Origin of the sequence: Brachyspira innocens ATCC 29796 (assembly GCF_000384655.1) — a bacterium.
In the GTDB taxonomy this organism is placed as follows: domain Bacteria; phylum Spirochaetota; class Brachyspiria; order Brachyspirales; family Brachyspiraceae; genus Brachyspira; species Brachyspira innocens.
This window is the reverse complement of record NZ_ARQI01000122.1, coordinates 39,992-54,051: the sequence shown is the minus strand read 5'-3', so window position 1 is coordinate 54,051 and position 14,060 is coordinate 39,992. Positions and strand designations below refer to the sequence as shown.

The 14,060-nt window shown below is 27.9% G+C and carries 12 protein-coding genes; 11 read left to right on the top strand and 1 reads right to left on the bottom strand.

The features are described from left to right. Positions 1-2 precede the first annotated feature (2 nt). The 11 genes from F811_RS0111320 to F811_RS0111270 all read left to right on the top strand — a co-directional run bounded on the left by F811_RS0111320 (position 3) and on the right by F811_RS0111270 (position 13,394). A complete protein-coding gene (locus F811_RS0111320) occupies positions 3-602 on the top strand; it encodes a V-type ATP synthase subunit D (RefSeq protein WP_008721418.1) in 600 nt (199 codons plus the stop codon). After that, positions 599-2,467: a V-type ATP synthase subunit I gene (locus F811_RS0111315; protein WP_020005355.1), complete on the top strand. Its 1,869-nt coding sequence runs from the start codon at positions 599-601 to the stop codon at positions 2,465-2,467. The genes F811_RS0111320 and F811_RS0111315 overlap by 4 nt, the downstream gene beginning before the upstream one ends. 76 nt (positions 2,468-2,543) lie before the next feature. Further along, on the top strand, positions 2,544-3,011 hold the full coding sequence (locus F811_RS0111310) for a V-type ATP synthase subunit K (RefSeq protein ID WP_008721414.1): 468 nt from the start codon (positions 2,544-2,546) through the stop codon (positions 3,009-3,011). A 152-nt stretch (positions 3,012-3,163) separates the two neighbouring features. After that, positions 3,164-4,774, top strand: coding sequence for a dynamin family protein (locus F811_RS0111305; RefSeq protein ID WP_020005354.1), 1,611 nt, complete (start codon positions 3,164-3,166; stop codon positions 4,772-4,774). Positions 4,775-4,859: 85 nt separating this feature from the next. Then, positions 4,860-6,434: a dynamin family protein gene (locus tag F811_RS0111300; RefSeq protein WP_020005353.1), complete on the top strand. Its 1,575-nt coding sequence runs from the start codon at positions 4,860-4,862 to the stop codon at positions 6,432-6,434. Then, complete coding sequence (locus F811_RS0111295) at positions 6,434-8,830, top strand: dynamin family protein (protein ID WP_020005352.1); 2,397 nt, start codon at positions 6,434-6,436, stop codon at positions 8,828-8,830. The genes F811_RS0111300 and F811_RS0111295 overlap by 1 nt, the downstream gene beginning before the upstream one ends. A gap of 20 nt (positions 8,831-8,850) precedes the next feature. After that, complete coding sequence (locus F811_RS0111290) at positions 8,851-9,285, top strand: hypothetical protein (protein WP_020005351.1); 435 nt, start codon at positions 8,851-8,853, stop codon at positions 9,283-9,285. Then, entirely contained in the window at positions 9,282-9,458 is a 177-nt protein-coding gene (locus F811_RS16535) for a hypothetical protein (protein WP_020005350.1), read from the top strand. The genes F811_RS0111290 and F811_RS16535 overlap by 4 nt, the downstream gene beginning before the upstream one ends. Positions 9,459-9,460: 2 nt before the next feature. Next, on the top strand, positions 9,461-12,589 hold the full coding sequence (locus tag F811_RS0111280) for an ATP-binding protein (protein WP_020005349.1): 3,129 nt from the start codon (positions 9,461-9,463) through the stop codon (positions 12,587-12,589). After that, complete coding sequence (locus F811_RS0111275; RefSeq protein ID WP_020005348.1) at positions 12,586-13,089, top strand: hypothetical protein; 504 nt, start codon at positions 12,586-12,588, stop codon at positions 13,087-13,089. Before F811_RS0111280 ends, F811_RS0111275 begins: the two co-directional genes overlap by 4 nt. A gap of 2 nt (positions 13,090-13,091) precedes the next feature. After that, on the top strand, positions 13,092-13,394 hold the full coding sequence (locus tag F811_RS0111270) for a hypothetical protein (RefSeq protein WP_020005347.1): 303 nt from the start codon (positions 13,092-13,094) through the stop codon (positions 13,392-13,394). A 235-nt stretch (positions 13,395-13,629) separates the two neighbouring features. Here F811_RS0111270 and F811_RS0111265 read toward each other — a convergent pair whose 3' ends face one another. After that, positions 13,630-14,046: a hypothetical protein gene (locus F811_RS0111265; protein WP_020005346.1), complete on the bottom strand. Its 417-nt coding sequence runs from the start codon at positions 14,044-14,046 to the stop codon at positions 13,630-13,632. Between the last annotated feature and the right edge of the window lie 14 nt (positions 14,047-14,060).

The window sequence follows — 14,060 nt, the reverse complement described above, 5'->3', positions numbered from 1 at the left end:
ATATGGCATTAAAGTTTCAATACAATAAAACGGCTCTTCAAAACCTAAGACGCCAGCTTACTATTCGTGAGAAAGCTCTTCCTACTTTGAAAAGTAAAGAGGCAGCTTTACGTCTTGAGGTGAGAAAGATTACCGCTGAGATTGAATTACTTAAAGAAGAATATCAAAAATTAGTTAAAGAAAATCAAAACTACAATGGATTTTGGACTGATTTCCCAGAAATAGTAAAAATCAAAAAAATCAATTCAGAATTAAAAAACATTGCAGGTGTTAAAGTTTCTATACTATCTGATATAGACTTCGCTATTGAAAATGTCAGCCTTTTTAATATGCCTTCTTGGATTAGACTTGCTATCAGCATGTTTGAACGCCTTATGACTATTCAGGTAAAAATTGAAATGACTGAGGCTAGACTTAATGCTTTGGCTTATGCTAGGAAAAAAACTACTCAGAAAGTTAACCTCTATGAGAAAGTTCAAATCCCAGAATATAAAACTGCTATAATCAAGATTAAAAGGTATATGGAAGACGAAGACAATTTAAGTAAGTCTTCTCAAAAAATAGTTAAAGAAAGAAACAGAGCTAAGGAGGCGTCTTTATGATTAGAAAAATGAAGAAACTCTCTCTCTTTGTCTTTCATGAGGATAAGGAAAAAACTTTAAATGATTTAGCATCTCTTGGGCTTGTGCATATAGAAATTGCAAACGGTGTTTCTAGTGAAGAGATAGATAATATCGCTGCTAAAAAACATGATGCTTCAAGGGCTAAAGCTATTATTAATAATGCTTTGTCTGATGCTAAAAAAGCTAAAAAAGATGTTTCTAATGTTAAAGCTGAAAATACTTCTAAAAAAGCATCTGAAGTAATAGAAAATGTTATTAATACTTCTCAGGCTTCTGATAAATTAAAAACTGAAAGAGATACGCTTAAAAAAGAATTATCAGTAGTGGCTCCTTTCGGTAATTTTAGCTTTGACAAATTGAATGACTTAAAAGAAAAAACTGGATATAATACTTTATTCTATAGTGCTAATGCTAAAGAATATAATGATTATAACTTCTCAGAGCTTAAAGATATATTTACTTGCACTATCAAAGAAGAGGCTGGAAAAGTTTATTTTGTTGCTTTCAAAAAAGAAGGTACTGAAGAAACACTTCCTTTTGATATTATCAATATGCCTTCTAAATCTTATAATGATATAAATGCAAGAATAGCTGAACTTGATAAAGAAATCGAAAATAATGAAACAGAGATTATTAAAAATCAAGTATATATAGAAGCTATTAATAAAGAGATAGACACTCTTAATATATCTAATCACTTTGAAGAGGCTAAAGAAAGTTTTGTGGCTAGCGAAGGTACTGAAGGCAAAATACTTTATGTAGAAGCTTATGTACCTAAAGATAAAGAAAGTGAAGTAAAATCTTTATTAGATGCTAAAAATATAGCTTATATATTGGAAGACCCTAGTAAAGATGATAAAGTACCTGTTGAACTTAAAAACAATAAATATTCAGGTGCTTATGAGCTTATTACTAAATTATTCCAATTGCCGAATTATTTCGAGATAGATTTAACTCCTATGATAGCTGTTTTCTATCCGTTATTCTTTGCTTATTGTTTCGGCGATTCTGGTTATGGTGTAGTATTAACTATAGTTGCTTTGATAGGCTTATTCACTGTATTAAAGGGAAGTTTAAGAGGAGTAGGTATACTTGCCCTAACATTGGGTATATGTACTACTATTATGGGTATCATTAATGGAGGAAGCGTATTCGGTGTCAGCATACCTTCCAACACTCAAATACCTTTATTTGCTGCTTTAAGTAAATATTTGATTATTACTGATACTAAAGAAAATTGGTTCTTAACTCCATTTAATACTGCATTGCTTATAGGCGTACTTCATATATGTTTTGCTTTGGTTGTTGGTGTTGTAGACAGAATTAAAACCAGCTCTATAGGCGATATATTTGCTGCTGTTGGTAAGCTTCTATTTATACCAGGACTTGTTTTATGGTTCTTGGGCGATATGCAGAAAATGGAAGTTATTAAACAATTCAGCACTATATATTATGCTTTAATAGTTGTTGGTTTGGTATTCTTAGTAATACTTTCTAATGTTGGTAAAAAACCAGATGTATTAAACTCTATACTTGGTGTGTACTTCGCTGCTACTGGTATAATGGGTGATACACTTTCATACATACGTTTGTTTGCTTTAGGTGCTTCTGGTTCTATATTAGCATTGGTAATAAACCAAATAGGTATGAGTTTCAAAGCTATACCTGGTGTTGGTGTTGTAATAATGGTAGTATTCCTTGTAGTAGGTCATATTGCTATATTCTTACTAAACATACTTGGTGCTTTGGTACACCCTTTGAGATTAACATTTGTAGAGTTCTACAATAACGTTGGTTTTGAAGGCGGCGGTAAAGAGTATAAGCCTCTTAAAAAAGCGGCTTAATTTAGTTTTAAGTTTTTTATAAATAAAAATTAATATAAAAATTATATTTCATTAATCTAAAAAAGGAGATTTTATTATGGGTTTTACAATGAACACAGCACTTTTATTAGGATATTTAGGTGCAGGCTTAATGGTAGGTATGTCTGGTATTGGTAGTGCGGTTGGTACTTCTATTTCTGCTATGACTACAGTTGGTGCTTTAAAGAAAAATAAAGATGCTTTCGGTAGCTGTCTTGTTTTAAGTGCTTTGCCTGGTACACAAGGTCTTTATGGTTTTGCTGCTTTCTTCATTATGCAGCCTTATTTGACAGCTGATATAAGTATATTCCAAGGTGCTGCTATATTAGGTGCTGGTATTGCTGTTGGTTTAGCTTGTATGGTTTCTGCTATATTCCAAGGTAAAGTTTGTGCTAATGGTGTTGAAGCTATAGGTAATGGTTATGATGTATTTGGTAACACTATCATCGTTGCTGTATTCCCAGAACTTTACGCTATCGTTTCTTTCGCTACTGCATTCTTAATCAGCGGTGTTTTAGGTGCTTAATTAAGTAATAATAAAAGTGAATAAATAGAAATCCGTAGGAGTAATAATTACTCTTACGGATTTTTTGTTTTTAGTGTTTTTATTTGATTTTTTATGTATATATTGTATAATATTTGAACTATATTTTGACTATTTTATTGTGAGTATGAATAATGAAAGAAATATATATAGAATATAATCCTTTTACATTAGAGCTTATAGTAAAAGAAGACGGAGAAAAATTTGATACTGAGTCTAAAATTTATGAATATATAAACAGCAGAAAAAGACTTCAGTTTTGGCTTGACAAATTAATTATTATACTTTATGAAAATATTAATGATACCTTTAATATAACTTTTAAAGGTACTATACTAGATTATGAAGATTTACAGCTTGAGGTTGAGCATTTTAATAAAGTTAATAATACAAATATAACTTTAGTACATGAACAGGTGCGTTCTGTATATGACAGATTAAAGGAATTAAAATATTTATTTAGCTATATGATAGATACAGCTCCTTTTGAAGAATTAAAAGAAGAAAAAATTATTGAGCAGTTCAATGAAGATATAGGAAAAGAATTTGAACTTGCTGTAGTAGCTACTATGAGCAGCGGAAAATCTACTCTTTTAAATGCATTTTTGGGCAGAGAATTAATGCCTTCAAAGAATCAGGCTTGTACTGCTACAATAGTAAGAATTAGAGATGTAGACGGTATGGAAGGGGCTTCTGCTATATGTTTAGATGATAAAGAAAATGTAGTAATAAATGAAGTTACAGATATAACTGTAGAAAATATGAAAGAGTTTAATGATAATGAAAAAGTATCATATATAGATATAAAAACAGATATTCCATTTGTATCATCTCATAATTTTGATGTTGTTTTAATTGATACCCCAGGACCAAATAACTCAAGAGATGAAAGACATAAAGAAAAAACATATAAAGTTATAAATGAATCGAATGCTTTAGTATTATATGTACTTAATGCTACACAGCTTTCTACAAATGATGATAATTTACTTTTATCTTCAGTTTTAAGAGCAATGGAAAAGGCAGGCAAACAGGCTAAAGACAGGTTTTTATTTGTAGTAAATAAGATAGATGCTTTCGATTTAGAGGCAGGAGATTCTATAGAGAAAGTACGCGAAGATGTTATTTCATATTTAAAAAGTCATGGAATAGTAAATCCTAATATATATTTAGTATCAGCTCAGACAGCTTTGATTACAAAACTTAAAAAAAAGAATGATAAACTTAGCATAAAACAAGAAGGGGATTTTGAAATTATAAAATCATTATTTGAAGAGTTTGATGAACTTCATCTTTCCAAATATGCATCTCTTTCAAATAGAGGACATGATAAAATAAATGAAATGTTAAAACATGCAGAAGATGAGCTTGATACTTTACTAGTCCATTCAGGTGTACCTGCAGTAGAAATTGCTATAAATGACTATTTAGAAAAGTATGTAATTACTGAAAAAATAAGAAAAGGTGTAAACATTTTTATTGGCTATATCAAAGAGAAGAACATTGAAAATAATATTGCTGCAGCTCTTCTAGAAAATGAGATGAAACTTAAAAAGTTTAATAGAAGAATATCAGATGAGGTTAAGCTAGTAGACAAATATGACGGTATTTATGAAAAACTTAATGTCCTTAGAGGTATTATCAGAAATGCAGAAAGTATAGAAAACCGTGTAAAAGAAATTAAAATTAATAAAATTTGGCTCGATGATTTTATTGATAAAGTTATAAATATAATAGAATTATAACCTTTTATATGTAAAAATATATAAAACTACTTGTATTATTTATGTTTTATGTTATTATAATACAATATTTATTTTAGAGTAAGTTATGAATAAAATTAATTCAATTATGCTTAATAATAAGCTTATGCTTTTTAGAATATCACTTAAAAATTTAAAATTATTATATTTTAATGATAATATAAGATTTTCTTTTATTAATTTACTTTCATACTATTTGAAAGATATGGATATTTCAGAGGATAGTTCATTATATTTGTTTCTTCATTCTTATGCTAATCATTTGAATTTTAAAGATTATAATTTTCCTAATGATAATCAGATTGATAATGATATAAATACTATTTTGAATGGTTATAAAGAGAAATTAAAAACTGGTAATTTTTTTATTGATATAATTCCGTTTTTAGGGATAAAAAAGTATAATTTTAGAATATTCTTCTTATTTGAATTATTATTTATAAGGTATTTGATTATAGCTATTGATGATAGGAAAAATATTAAAAATCATATTGTAAATGAAGACATTAATAAACTTATTACTTATTTCAAATTAAATAAAGAAGAAAATATACTATTTGAAAAATTAAAAGATATTTTATGCACATGTAATTTTAAAGAACTAGGAACTCAATTAGAAAATTTGATAGTAAGCTCTAATAATAAAAATTTGATAGAATTGTCTGATGATTTGCTTAAGAATGTGAAGATAATAACTAACTATATATCGCTTCCAGTCTATAATGTAGGTGTATTTGCAACTATGAGTGCAGGAAAATCAACTTTTATAAATGCTATTCTAAATAAAGATTTTATACCTTCAAAAAATGAAGCATGTACTGCTAAAATAACTTCTATAAGCGACAATGATAATATGGAAGATAAAATATTTGGCGGCTGCTCATTAGATGATAATAAGTCTTATATATTTTCAAATGAGATAACAAAACAAGTAATAGAAGAATGGAATAATAATGATGATGTGGATCATATATTTTTAGAAACAGATATTAAATATATACATTCAAAAAAAGGAATATTAGTTATTCATGATACTCCGGGAGCTAATAATTCTAGAAATGAAAAGCATGGGAATATAACAAATCAGTTTTTAGAAAACAGTAAAATAGATTTATTTATATATTTAATTAATGCTCATAATCCTACCACAAATGATAATTATGCTATGATGAATAATGTGTATGAAGCATATAATAAAAACAAGAATGCTAAAATATTATTTTTGATAAATAAAATTGATGACTGCGATTTTGAAAGCGGAGAAACTATAGAAGAAATAATTGATACTGTAAAAAAAGATATTGAAAATGTTGGTTTTACTTCTCCTATAATAATACCTTTATCAGCTGATGCTGCAAGAGTGTTTAGAAAAATATTGAAATCTGAAGAGCTTACTATTAAAGAGAGAGGATCTTTTAATACATTTTATAATATTTTTGAAGATGATAGAATGAATCTTCCTTCATATTATAAAGATTATAAATTATATGATAATATTGATAATAGTATAAATACTGAAGAAGAATATATTATTATGAAAAATAATAAATACAGCACAAAAAAAATAAATGATATGCTTAATAAGACATCTATTAATTTAATTAGAAATATAATAAATAAAGAAATAAATGGGAGTGAATAATGAAAGAAATATATATAGAATATAATCCTTTCACATTAGAGTTTATAGTAAAAGAAGACGGAGAAAAGTTTGATACTGAGTCTAAAATTTATGAATATATAAACAGCAGAAAAAGACTTCAGTTTTGGCTTGATCAATTAATTACCATACTTTATGAAAATATAAATGATAACTTTAATTTAACTTTTAAAGGTACTGTACTTGATTATGAGGATTTACAGCTTGAGGTTGATAATTTTAATAAAGTTAATAATACAAATATTACTATAGTACATCAACAAGTGCGTTCTGTAGATGACAGATTAAAAGAGTTAAAAGAACTATTTGGCTACATGATAACTACTAGTCCTTTTGAAGAATTAAAAGAAGAAAAAGTTACTGAGCAGTTCAATGAAGCTATAGGAAAGGAATTTGAACTTGCTGTAATAGCCACTATGAGCAGCGGAAAATCCACACTTTTAAATTCATTTTTAGGCAGAGAATTAATGCCTTCAAAAAATAAGGCTTGTACTGCTACAATAGCAAGAATTAGAGATGTAGACGGTATGGAAGGTACTTCTGTTATATGTAGAGATGCCAATGAAAATATTGTAATTGATGAAGTTTCTAATGTTACAGTAAAAGATATGAGAGAGTTTAATGATAATGAAAAAGTTTCATATATAGATATAAAAACAGATATTCCATTTGTATCATCTCATAATTTGGAGCTTGTTTTACTTGATACACCAGGACCAAATAATTCAAGAGATGAAAGACATAAAGAAAAAACATATAAAGTTATAAATGAATCAGAGCCTTTAGTATTATATGTACTTAATGCTACGCAGCTTTCTACTAATGATGATAATTTGCTTTTATCTTCAGTTTCAAAAGCAATGGAGAAGGCAGGCAAACAGGCCAAAGACAGATTTTTATTTGTAGTAAATAAATTAGATACATTTGATTTAGAAGCTGGAGATTCTATCAAAGAAGTATATAATGATGTTGTTTCATATTTAAAATCACACAGAATAGAAAAACCTAATATATATTTAGTATCGGCTCAGGCAGCTTTGATTACAAAACTTAAAAAAAAGAATGATAAACTTAGCATAAAACAAGAAGGGGATTTTGAAACTATAAAATCATTATTTGAAAAGTTTGATGAACTTCATCTTTCCAAATATGCATCACTTTCAAAGAGCGGACATGATAAAATAAATGCAATGTTAAACAATGCAGAAGATGAGCTTGATACTTTACTAGTTCATTCAGGCATACCTGCAGTAGAGATTGCTATAAATGATTATTTGGAAAAGTATGCAATGGCTGAGAAAATAACAAAAGGTGTAAATACTTTTATTGGTTATATTAAAGAAAGAAATATGGAAAATAATATTGCTGATGCTCTTTCAGGTAATGAGGCTAAACTTAAAGAGTTTAATGAAAAAATAGCATATATAAATAAGCAGATAGCAGACGGCAATAGAGGAAAAGAATATAAAAAAAGGATAGAGGAACTTGATATATCTAAAAAAATAGATAATGAACTAAATATAATAGTTGGAGATGTTGGAGATAGATTGTATAATGAAGTTAATTATATTGTTGAATCTATTGTTGGTAAACCTTTACCTACTTTAGCTAAAGCAGCAGCTGCCATACCGGCTTTAGCTGCTATACCTGCTGCACTTGCCTTTGCTCCATTAGCAGTAGTGGGAGCAGCATTAGGTATAGGCGGTATTTTTGGGGCTTTGGCAGGAAATAATGATCCATATATTGTAAGTAAGTCAAAAGGGGAAGAATATATAAGAAGATTTGAAGAAATAGTAAAAGAGATATTAATAAGTTTTTCTGCAGAAATTGAATCTCAAATATATTCTGATATAATAGAATTTTCAAATACTATGATAGATGAATACAGAAAAGAAATAAATTCTTTATTAGAAGAAATCGATATAGATGGATTTGAAAGAGATAAATCTGATTTCCAGTTTAATGATTTATTTGATTCTTCAATTAATGATATTCGTTCTGGTATGGATAAGCATATCAAAGGCAAGGGTGTAAGTTTCAAAAAATTTGGTATAATTCCTTTTATTAATATAAATATTACTGATAAATTTGATATATTAGAGTATAATAATGATATATTAACAAAAATATTTGATAATGTACAGAAAGAATGTGTTAGAATAGAGAAATATGCAAATGAAGAACTTATAAAAGGAATAAAGGAAAAGTTTTTATCTCAGATTGATGAGCTTGAAATTGTAGTTTCAAATAAGATAAATTCCTTGAAAAATATGACTTCTTCAAAGGAACAGGTAGAAAAATTTATAGCTGAAAACAAGAAGAATAAATTATGGCTTGAATATTTTATTAATAAATTAAATTCTGTAATAGAATTATAAAAATTAAGGAGGAAATAAATATGAGTAATTTTAAACCTAGTGATACTTTAAATGAATTTATAGCAAAAAGGGATGTAGAAGGAATAAAGAATGCATTGTATATAGCATTAAATACAGACAGATCTTTTTCTATAGATAATTTTGATAATATATTAAATTATGCTAAAGAAAGAGTTCCTGAATTTATATCAGCAGATAAAGGCGAGACATTTAAGCCTGAAAGCGAATGGACTGAAAGCTATTGGACAGAATTGGCTGTAAGTTTAAGAAATGAATTCACTATGGAAAAAGTAAGACAATTAAAAAAAATGAGTGCAAAACTTTATCCTCCTAGAACTTCATCATATAAAAATACAGAGGGAAGCACCGAGTCCCCAAAGATAAGTCCTATCGCTATAGCAGTGGGGGCGGTAGTGGTGATAGGTATAATTATAGCAATAGCCGCTGGAAAATGAATAGGGAAGATTATGAGAAAAAAGGAAAGTCGGCAGTAGAAAATGTTTTCAATTCATTTGGTGATTTTTTTGAAGGGCTTGAAGAATTTGGAAAAGGGTTTGTTAAAGCCACAGGAAAATATATTCATGAGGTGAATGAAATCCGCAAAAATAGTTTTAGTAAAAAGGATTAATAATGTCTGATATAATAACTCAAAATAAAACAGAGATGCTTGATAATAGAAATCAAACAGAGCTTATAGAGGCTTTAGCAAAGGTTGATACCGTTGTAATGAAAAAGTATTTGCCTAATTTAACAGCTTTAAATGTTGTTCCTTTGGATAACAATATAAGCAGAAAAGAAGCAGGAGAATATTTAAGATTTTATAAAATTAACAGCATTGTGTTTGAAAATAAAGAAAATAATCAAGTAAAATTATCTTCGGTATTTCATTCTATTTATAATACAAATTCATCTGTTATTACTATTATAGAAAGTGATGGTGAGAAAACAGATTTTTATATTGGGGTAAAATCATTTGAAAAAACTTTATCAAGTTCAAGCAAAGTATTAGAAAGATCTATAAAAGGTAATTTCTTTGGAAGTGATATAGAAAATCTTGACAATACTAGGATAAAAGAATTAACTGATAAATATTACGGGGATAATAAAATAATTTCTTCATGTTCATCTATTGCAGGAGTAAAAAAGAGCGATTATGAAGACGGAAAAAATGATTTTGCTCAAGGTATAGAAAAGCTCATAGATGCGATGAAAGGGGAAAAATATTCTGTTATTATTATATCCGATCCTGTAAGCCCTAATGAAATATCGATTATAAGAAATGGTTATGAAAGTATTTACAGTCAATTATCTCCTTTTAGAACAACACAATTAAGTTTTTCAAGCAATGAAAGCGATGCTGTAACAAAAACTCTTACAGAGGGTATTTCTCATTCTGTATCAGAAAGTGTATCTCATACAGAAACTAAATCAAGAACAACAACTTTTTCTGCAGGTACTTCTATTGGAGGTAATGTAGGGGCTTTTATTAGTGCAGGTGTTAGTGCCGGTATATCTTATATTGTTTCTGCTAGTACTTTTTTATCAGGCGGATTAAGTGCGGGTTTATTTGGTGCTTTGAATTTTGGATTAGCACAGTCTTTTGGAAAATCTAAATCTGATACTACAGGACATAGCGATACTGACACTACAAGTTCTTCTACTTCAGAAGGCACTACAAAAACTATAGGCTCTGGTAAAACTTTACAAATTACTTCTGAAAATAAGATGATAACTAATATATTAGCAGAGATAGACAAACAATTAGAGCGTCTTAATGAATGCGAAGATGTGGGTGTTTGGAAAAGTTCTGCTTATTTTATCACTGGAAATGCTCAGACTAACAGAGTTGTTTCAAGTATGTATCAGTCTTTAGTAAGAGGTGAGGGTTCTTCTGTTGAAACAGGAGCAATTAATTTATGGAATAATGATAATACTAATAAAAAAGAGGTTTTGAACTATGTAGCAAAGATGCATCATCCTCTTTTTAAGCTTACAGATGATTTGCCTTTAATTTCTCCTGCTGTTACAGTTAGCAGTCTTGAAATGGCTATACAGGCTGGGCTTCCTCAAAAAAGTGTTGCTGGCGTTCCCGTTATTAAATATACTCCTTTTGCTAGAGAAATAGTTTCTTATGACAATATAGATAATTCCAACAGCATCAATTTAGGAAAAGTATTTCATTTGGGAGAAGAAGAAAATACAGAAGTTAATCTTAATGTGAAAAGTTTAGCTTCGCATACATTCATAACAGGTTCAACAGGAGCAGGAAAAAGTAATGCTGTTTATAAAATCATAGAAGGATTTTATGCTAAAAATGTTAAATTTCTTGTAATAGAGCCTGCTAAGGGTGAATATAAAAATGTATTTGGTCATAGAAATGATGTTCATGTATTTGGTACTAATCCATACTATACTGAGCTTTTAAGAATTAATCCTTTTAGTTTTCATGAAAGTATACATGTACTTGAACATATTGACAGACTTATAGATATATTCAATGTTTGCTGGCCTATGTATGCTGCTATGCCTGCTGTTTTAAAAGAAGCTGTTGAAAAATCTTATATTGATACGGGCTGGGATTTAGATACATCTGTTAATAAATATGGAAACAATATATTTCCTAATTTTATAGATGTTTTGAATAATTTAAAAAATGTTATAGACTCTTCTGATTATTCTCAGGAAGTAAAAAGTAATTATACAGGCTCATTGGTTACAAGGGTAAAATCTCTTACTAATGGTATAATAGGAAGAATATTTTCGTCTAAAGAAATAGAAAATGAAATATTGTTTGATGAAAATGCTATAGTTGATTTAAGTAGAATAGGTTCATTAGAAACTAAATCAATGATAATGGGTATACTTATAATGAAGCTTTCTGAATACAGAACATCATCTCAAAAAATGAATCAAGAATTAAAACATGTTACCATATTAGAAGAAGCTCATAATATATTAAAAAGAACTTCTACTGAGCAGGTAAGTGAAAGTGCCAATTTAGTAGGAAAATCAGTTGAGATGCTTTCAAACTCTATTGCTGAAATGCGTACTTATGGAGAAGGTTTTATTATATCGGATCAATCACCTTCAGCAGTGGATATGTCAGCCATAAGAAATACTAATACGAAAATTATTCTAAGACTTCCCGAGTATTCAGATAGGGAAGCTGTAGGAAAAGCGGCTGGCTTAGATGAGGATAAGATAGATGAATTATCCAGACTTCATACAGGAGTTGCAGCAGTTTATCAGAATAATTGGACTGATAGTGTTTTGTGTAAGGTTGGTTATTATAATGTTATCGAAGATGGAAAATCATATAAAAGAGAAGATAAAAACTTTATAGAAAATAAATCTACTAAGGGTAATATACTCAAGTGTTTAGTACAAAAATCATTTAATGAGAATATTGATAAGAATATTATTGATTCTTTAGATGATATTAATATAGCTGAATCTGCCAAAATTAATATAAGAGAAATATTAAGTAATGAAAATACTGATAAGTCAAAACTCTCATTGGCTGTATATGATATACTAAATGGTGCTGATTTATTGGCATCTAATAAAGTTTATACAGATTTTGAAATTTGGCATAATAATATTTTTAGAGATATTACAAATATGAATAATGAACTTGATAGTAAATATGCTTTAGAGGCTATGAATTTAATGCTAATACATGCTAGTTTTATAGGTTTTTTTAGAATAGATGCATATAATAATTGGGTTGAGAAATTTCATAAAGGAGGTATATTATGATTGAAAAAAATTCTGAAAATTTAAATAATAATTTTTCAAATAGTACTAAAGATTTAACTCCAAATTTTGGGAATAAAAATGAAGTTTATGGAGGAAATAATAGGGATTTTACTCCTAAATTTGAAAAGTTTAATGAGAACATTATAGAAAACAAAGCAGAAGGTCTTCGTAGAGAAAATGAAGTTGAAAATGAATTGAAAGAGAAATATCCTGAAAGTGAAGGATATAAAATAGAATCAGAGGCTTATCTAAGAGATAAAGATGGTAATATTGTAAAAGATGATAAAACAGGTGAAGCAAGAAGAATAGATTTTGTTGTTACAAAAGATGGTAAAGCTGTTGATTCTATTGAGGTTACTTCACAAACAGCAGATAAAACTGATCAGTTGGCTAAAGAAGAGAGGATTAGAGAAAAAGGAGGAAATTATATAAAAGATTCTAATGGAGATTTAATAGAAATTCCAAAAGATGTACAAACTAGAATAGAAAGGAGAGATTAATTATGGCAAAAATTATTGATAAAGCATTATGGCATATAGATAATGCTGCTAATCAAAAGAATGTTATTGAACATTTTAAATTTATTTTTAAATGGCTTGAAAAAAATAATTTGCTAAGTGCTGATGGAAAAGAAATACTAGATATAGGCATTGATTCCAGTATTTCTTTAAATGAGAAAATGGTTAATGAAAAGGCGTTAAAGTTTTTAGAAAAATATTATGATGAATACATTAAAAATACTCAATATGGTATTAAAGAAGATGAAAAATTATTAGATAAATATTATGAAGATTTTTCTAAATAATTAATTTGTTTTATAAAATCCATAGGAGTAATAATTACTCTTACGGATTTTTTTATTTGCTCTATATTTTATTAAAATAAATCTTAAAGTAAGTATTAAATTAAACTAATTATATGCAGGCAAAATAAATTTATAGCCGAGACTTTTATTATAAAAAATCCCAGCTATAAAGTTAAAACAATTAATATTATGAAGCAAGTATATATAAAACACAATACTTAAAAACTAAATAATATTATTCAATTTCTTTTTTAAATAAATCTATTATTTTTTCTGTTATATATAATAGTTTTTTTTCATCTTTAGGAAACGCAAATTTTCTGTATAATGTATCTTCATCTTCAGACTTAGAAAAACCATACATACATTCATTTTCTGAAAGTATTCTCTCCAAATCATCAGAACCTTTGCTTGAATGAAGTATTAAAGAAGTAGAATCTATTTTATCACAGTATATATCAATAGCATATGATATATTATCATTTTTTATTTCTTTATAAAAACATTCATTTTCATAATTATTTCCGCCGAAAGTTTTAATAAGATTATTAATTCTAATTGAGGAGAGATTATGACATATATCAACAACTTTTAGGTATTCTTCATAGTTATTTAAGATATTGTCATACATATCTTTATATGAGTTTTCCATACTGTTAAATACCG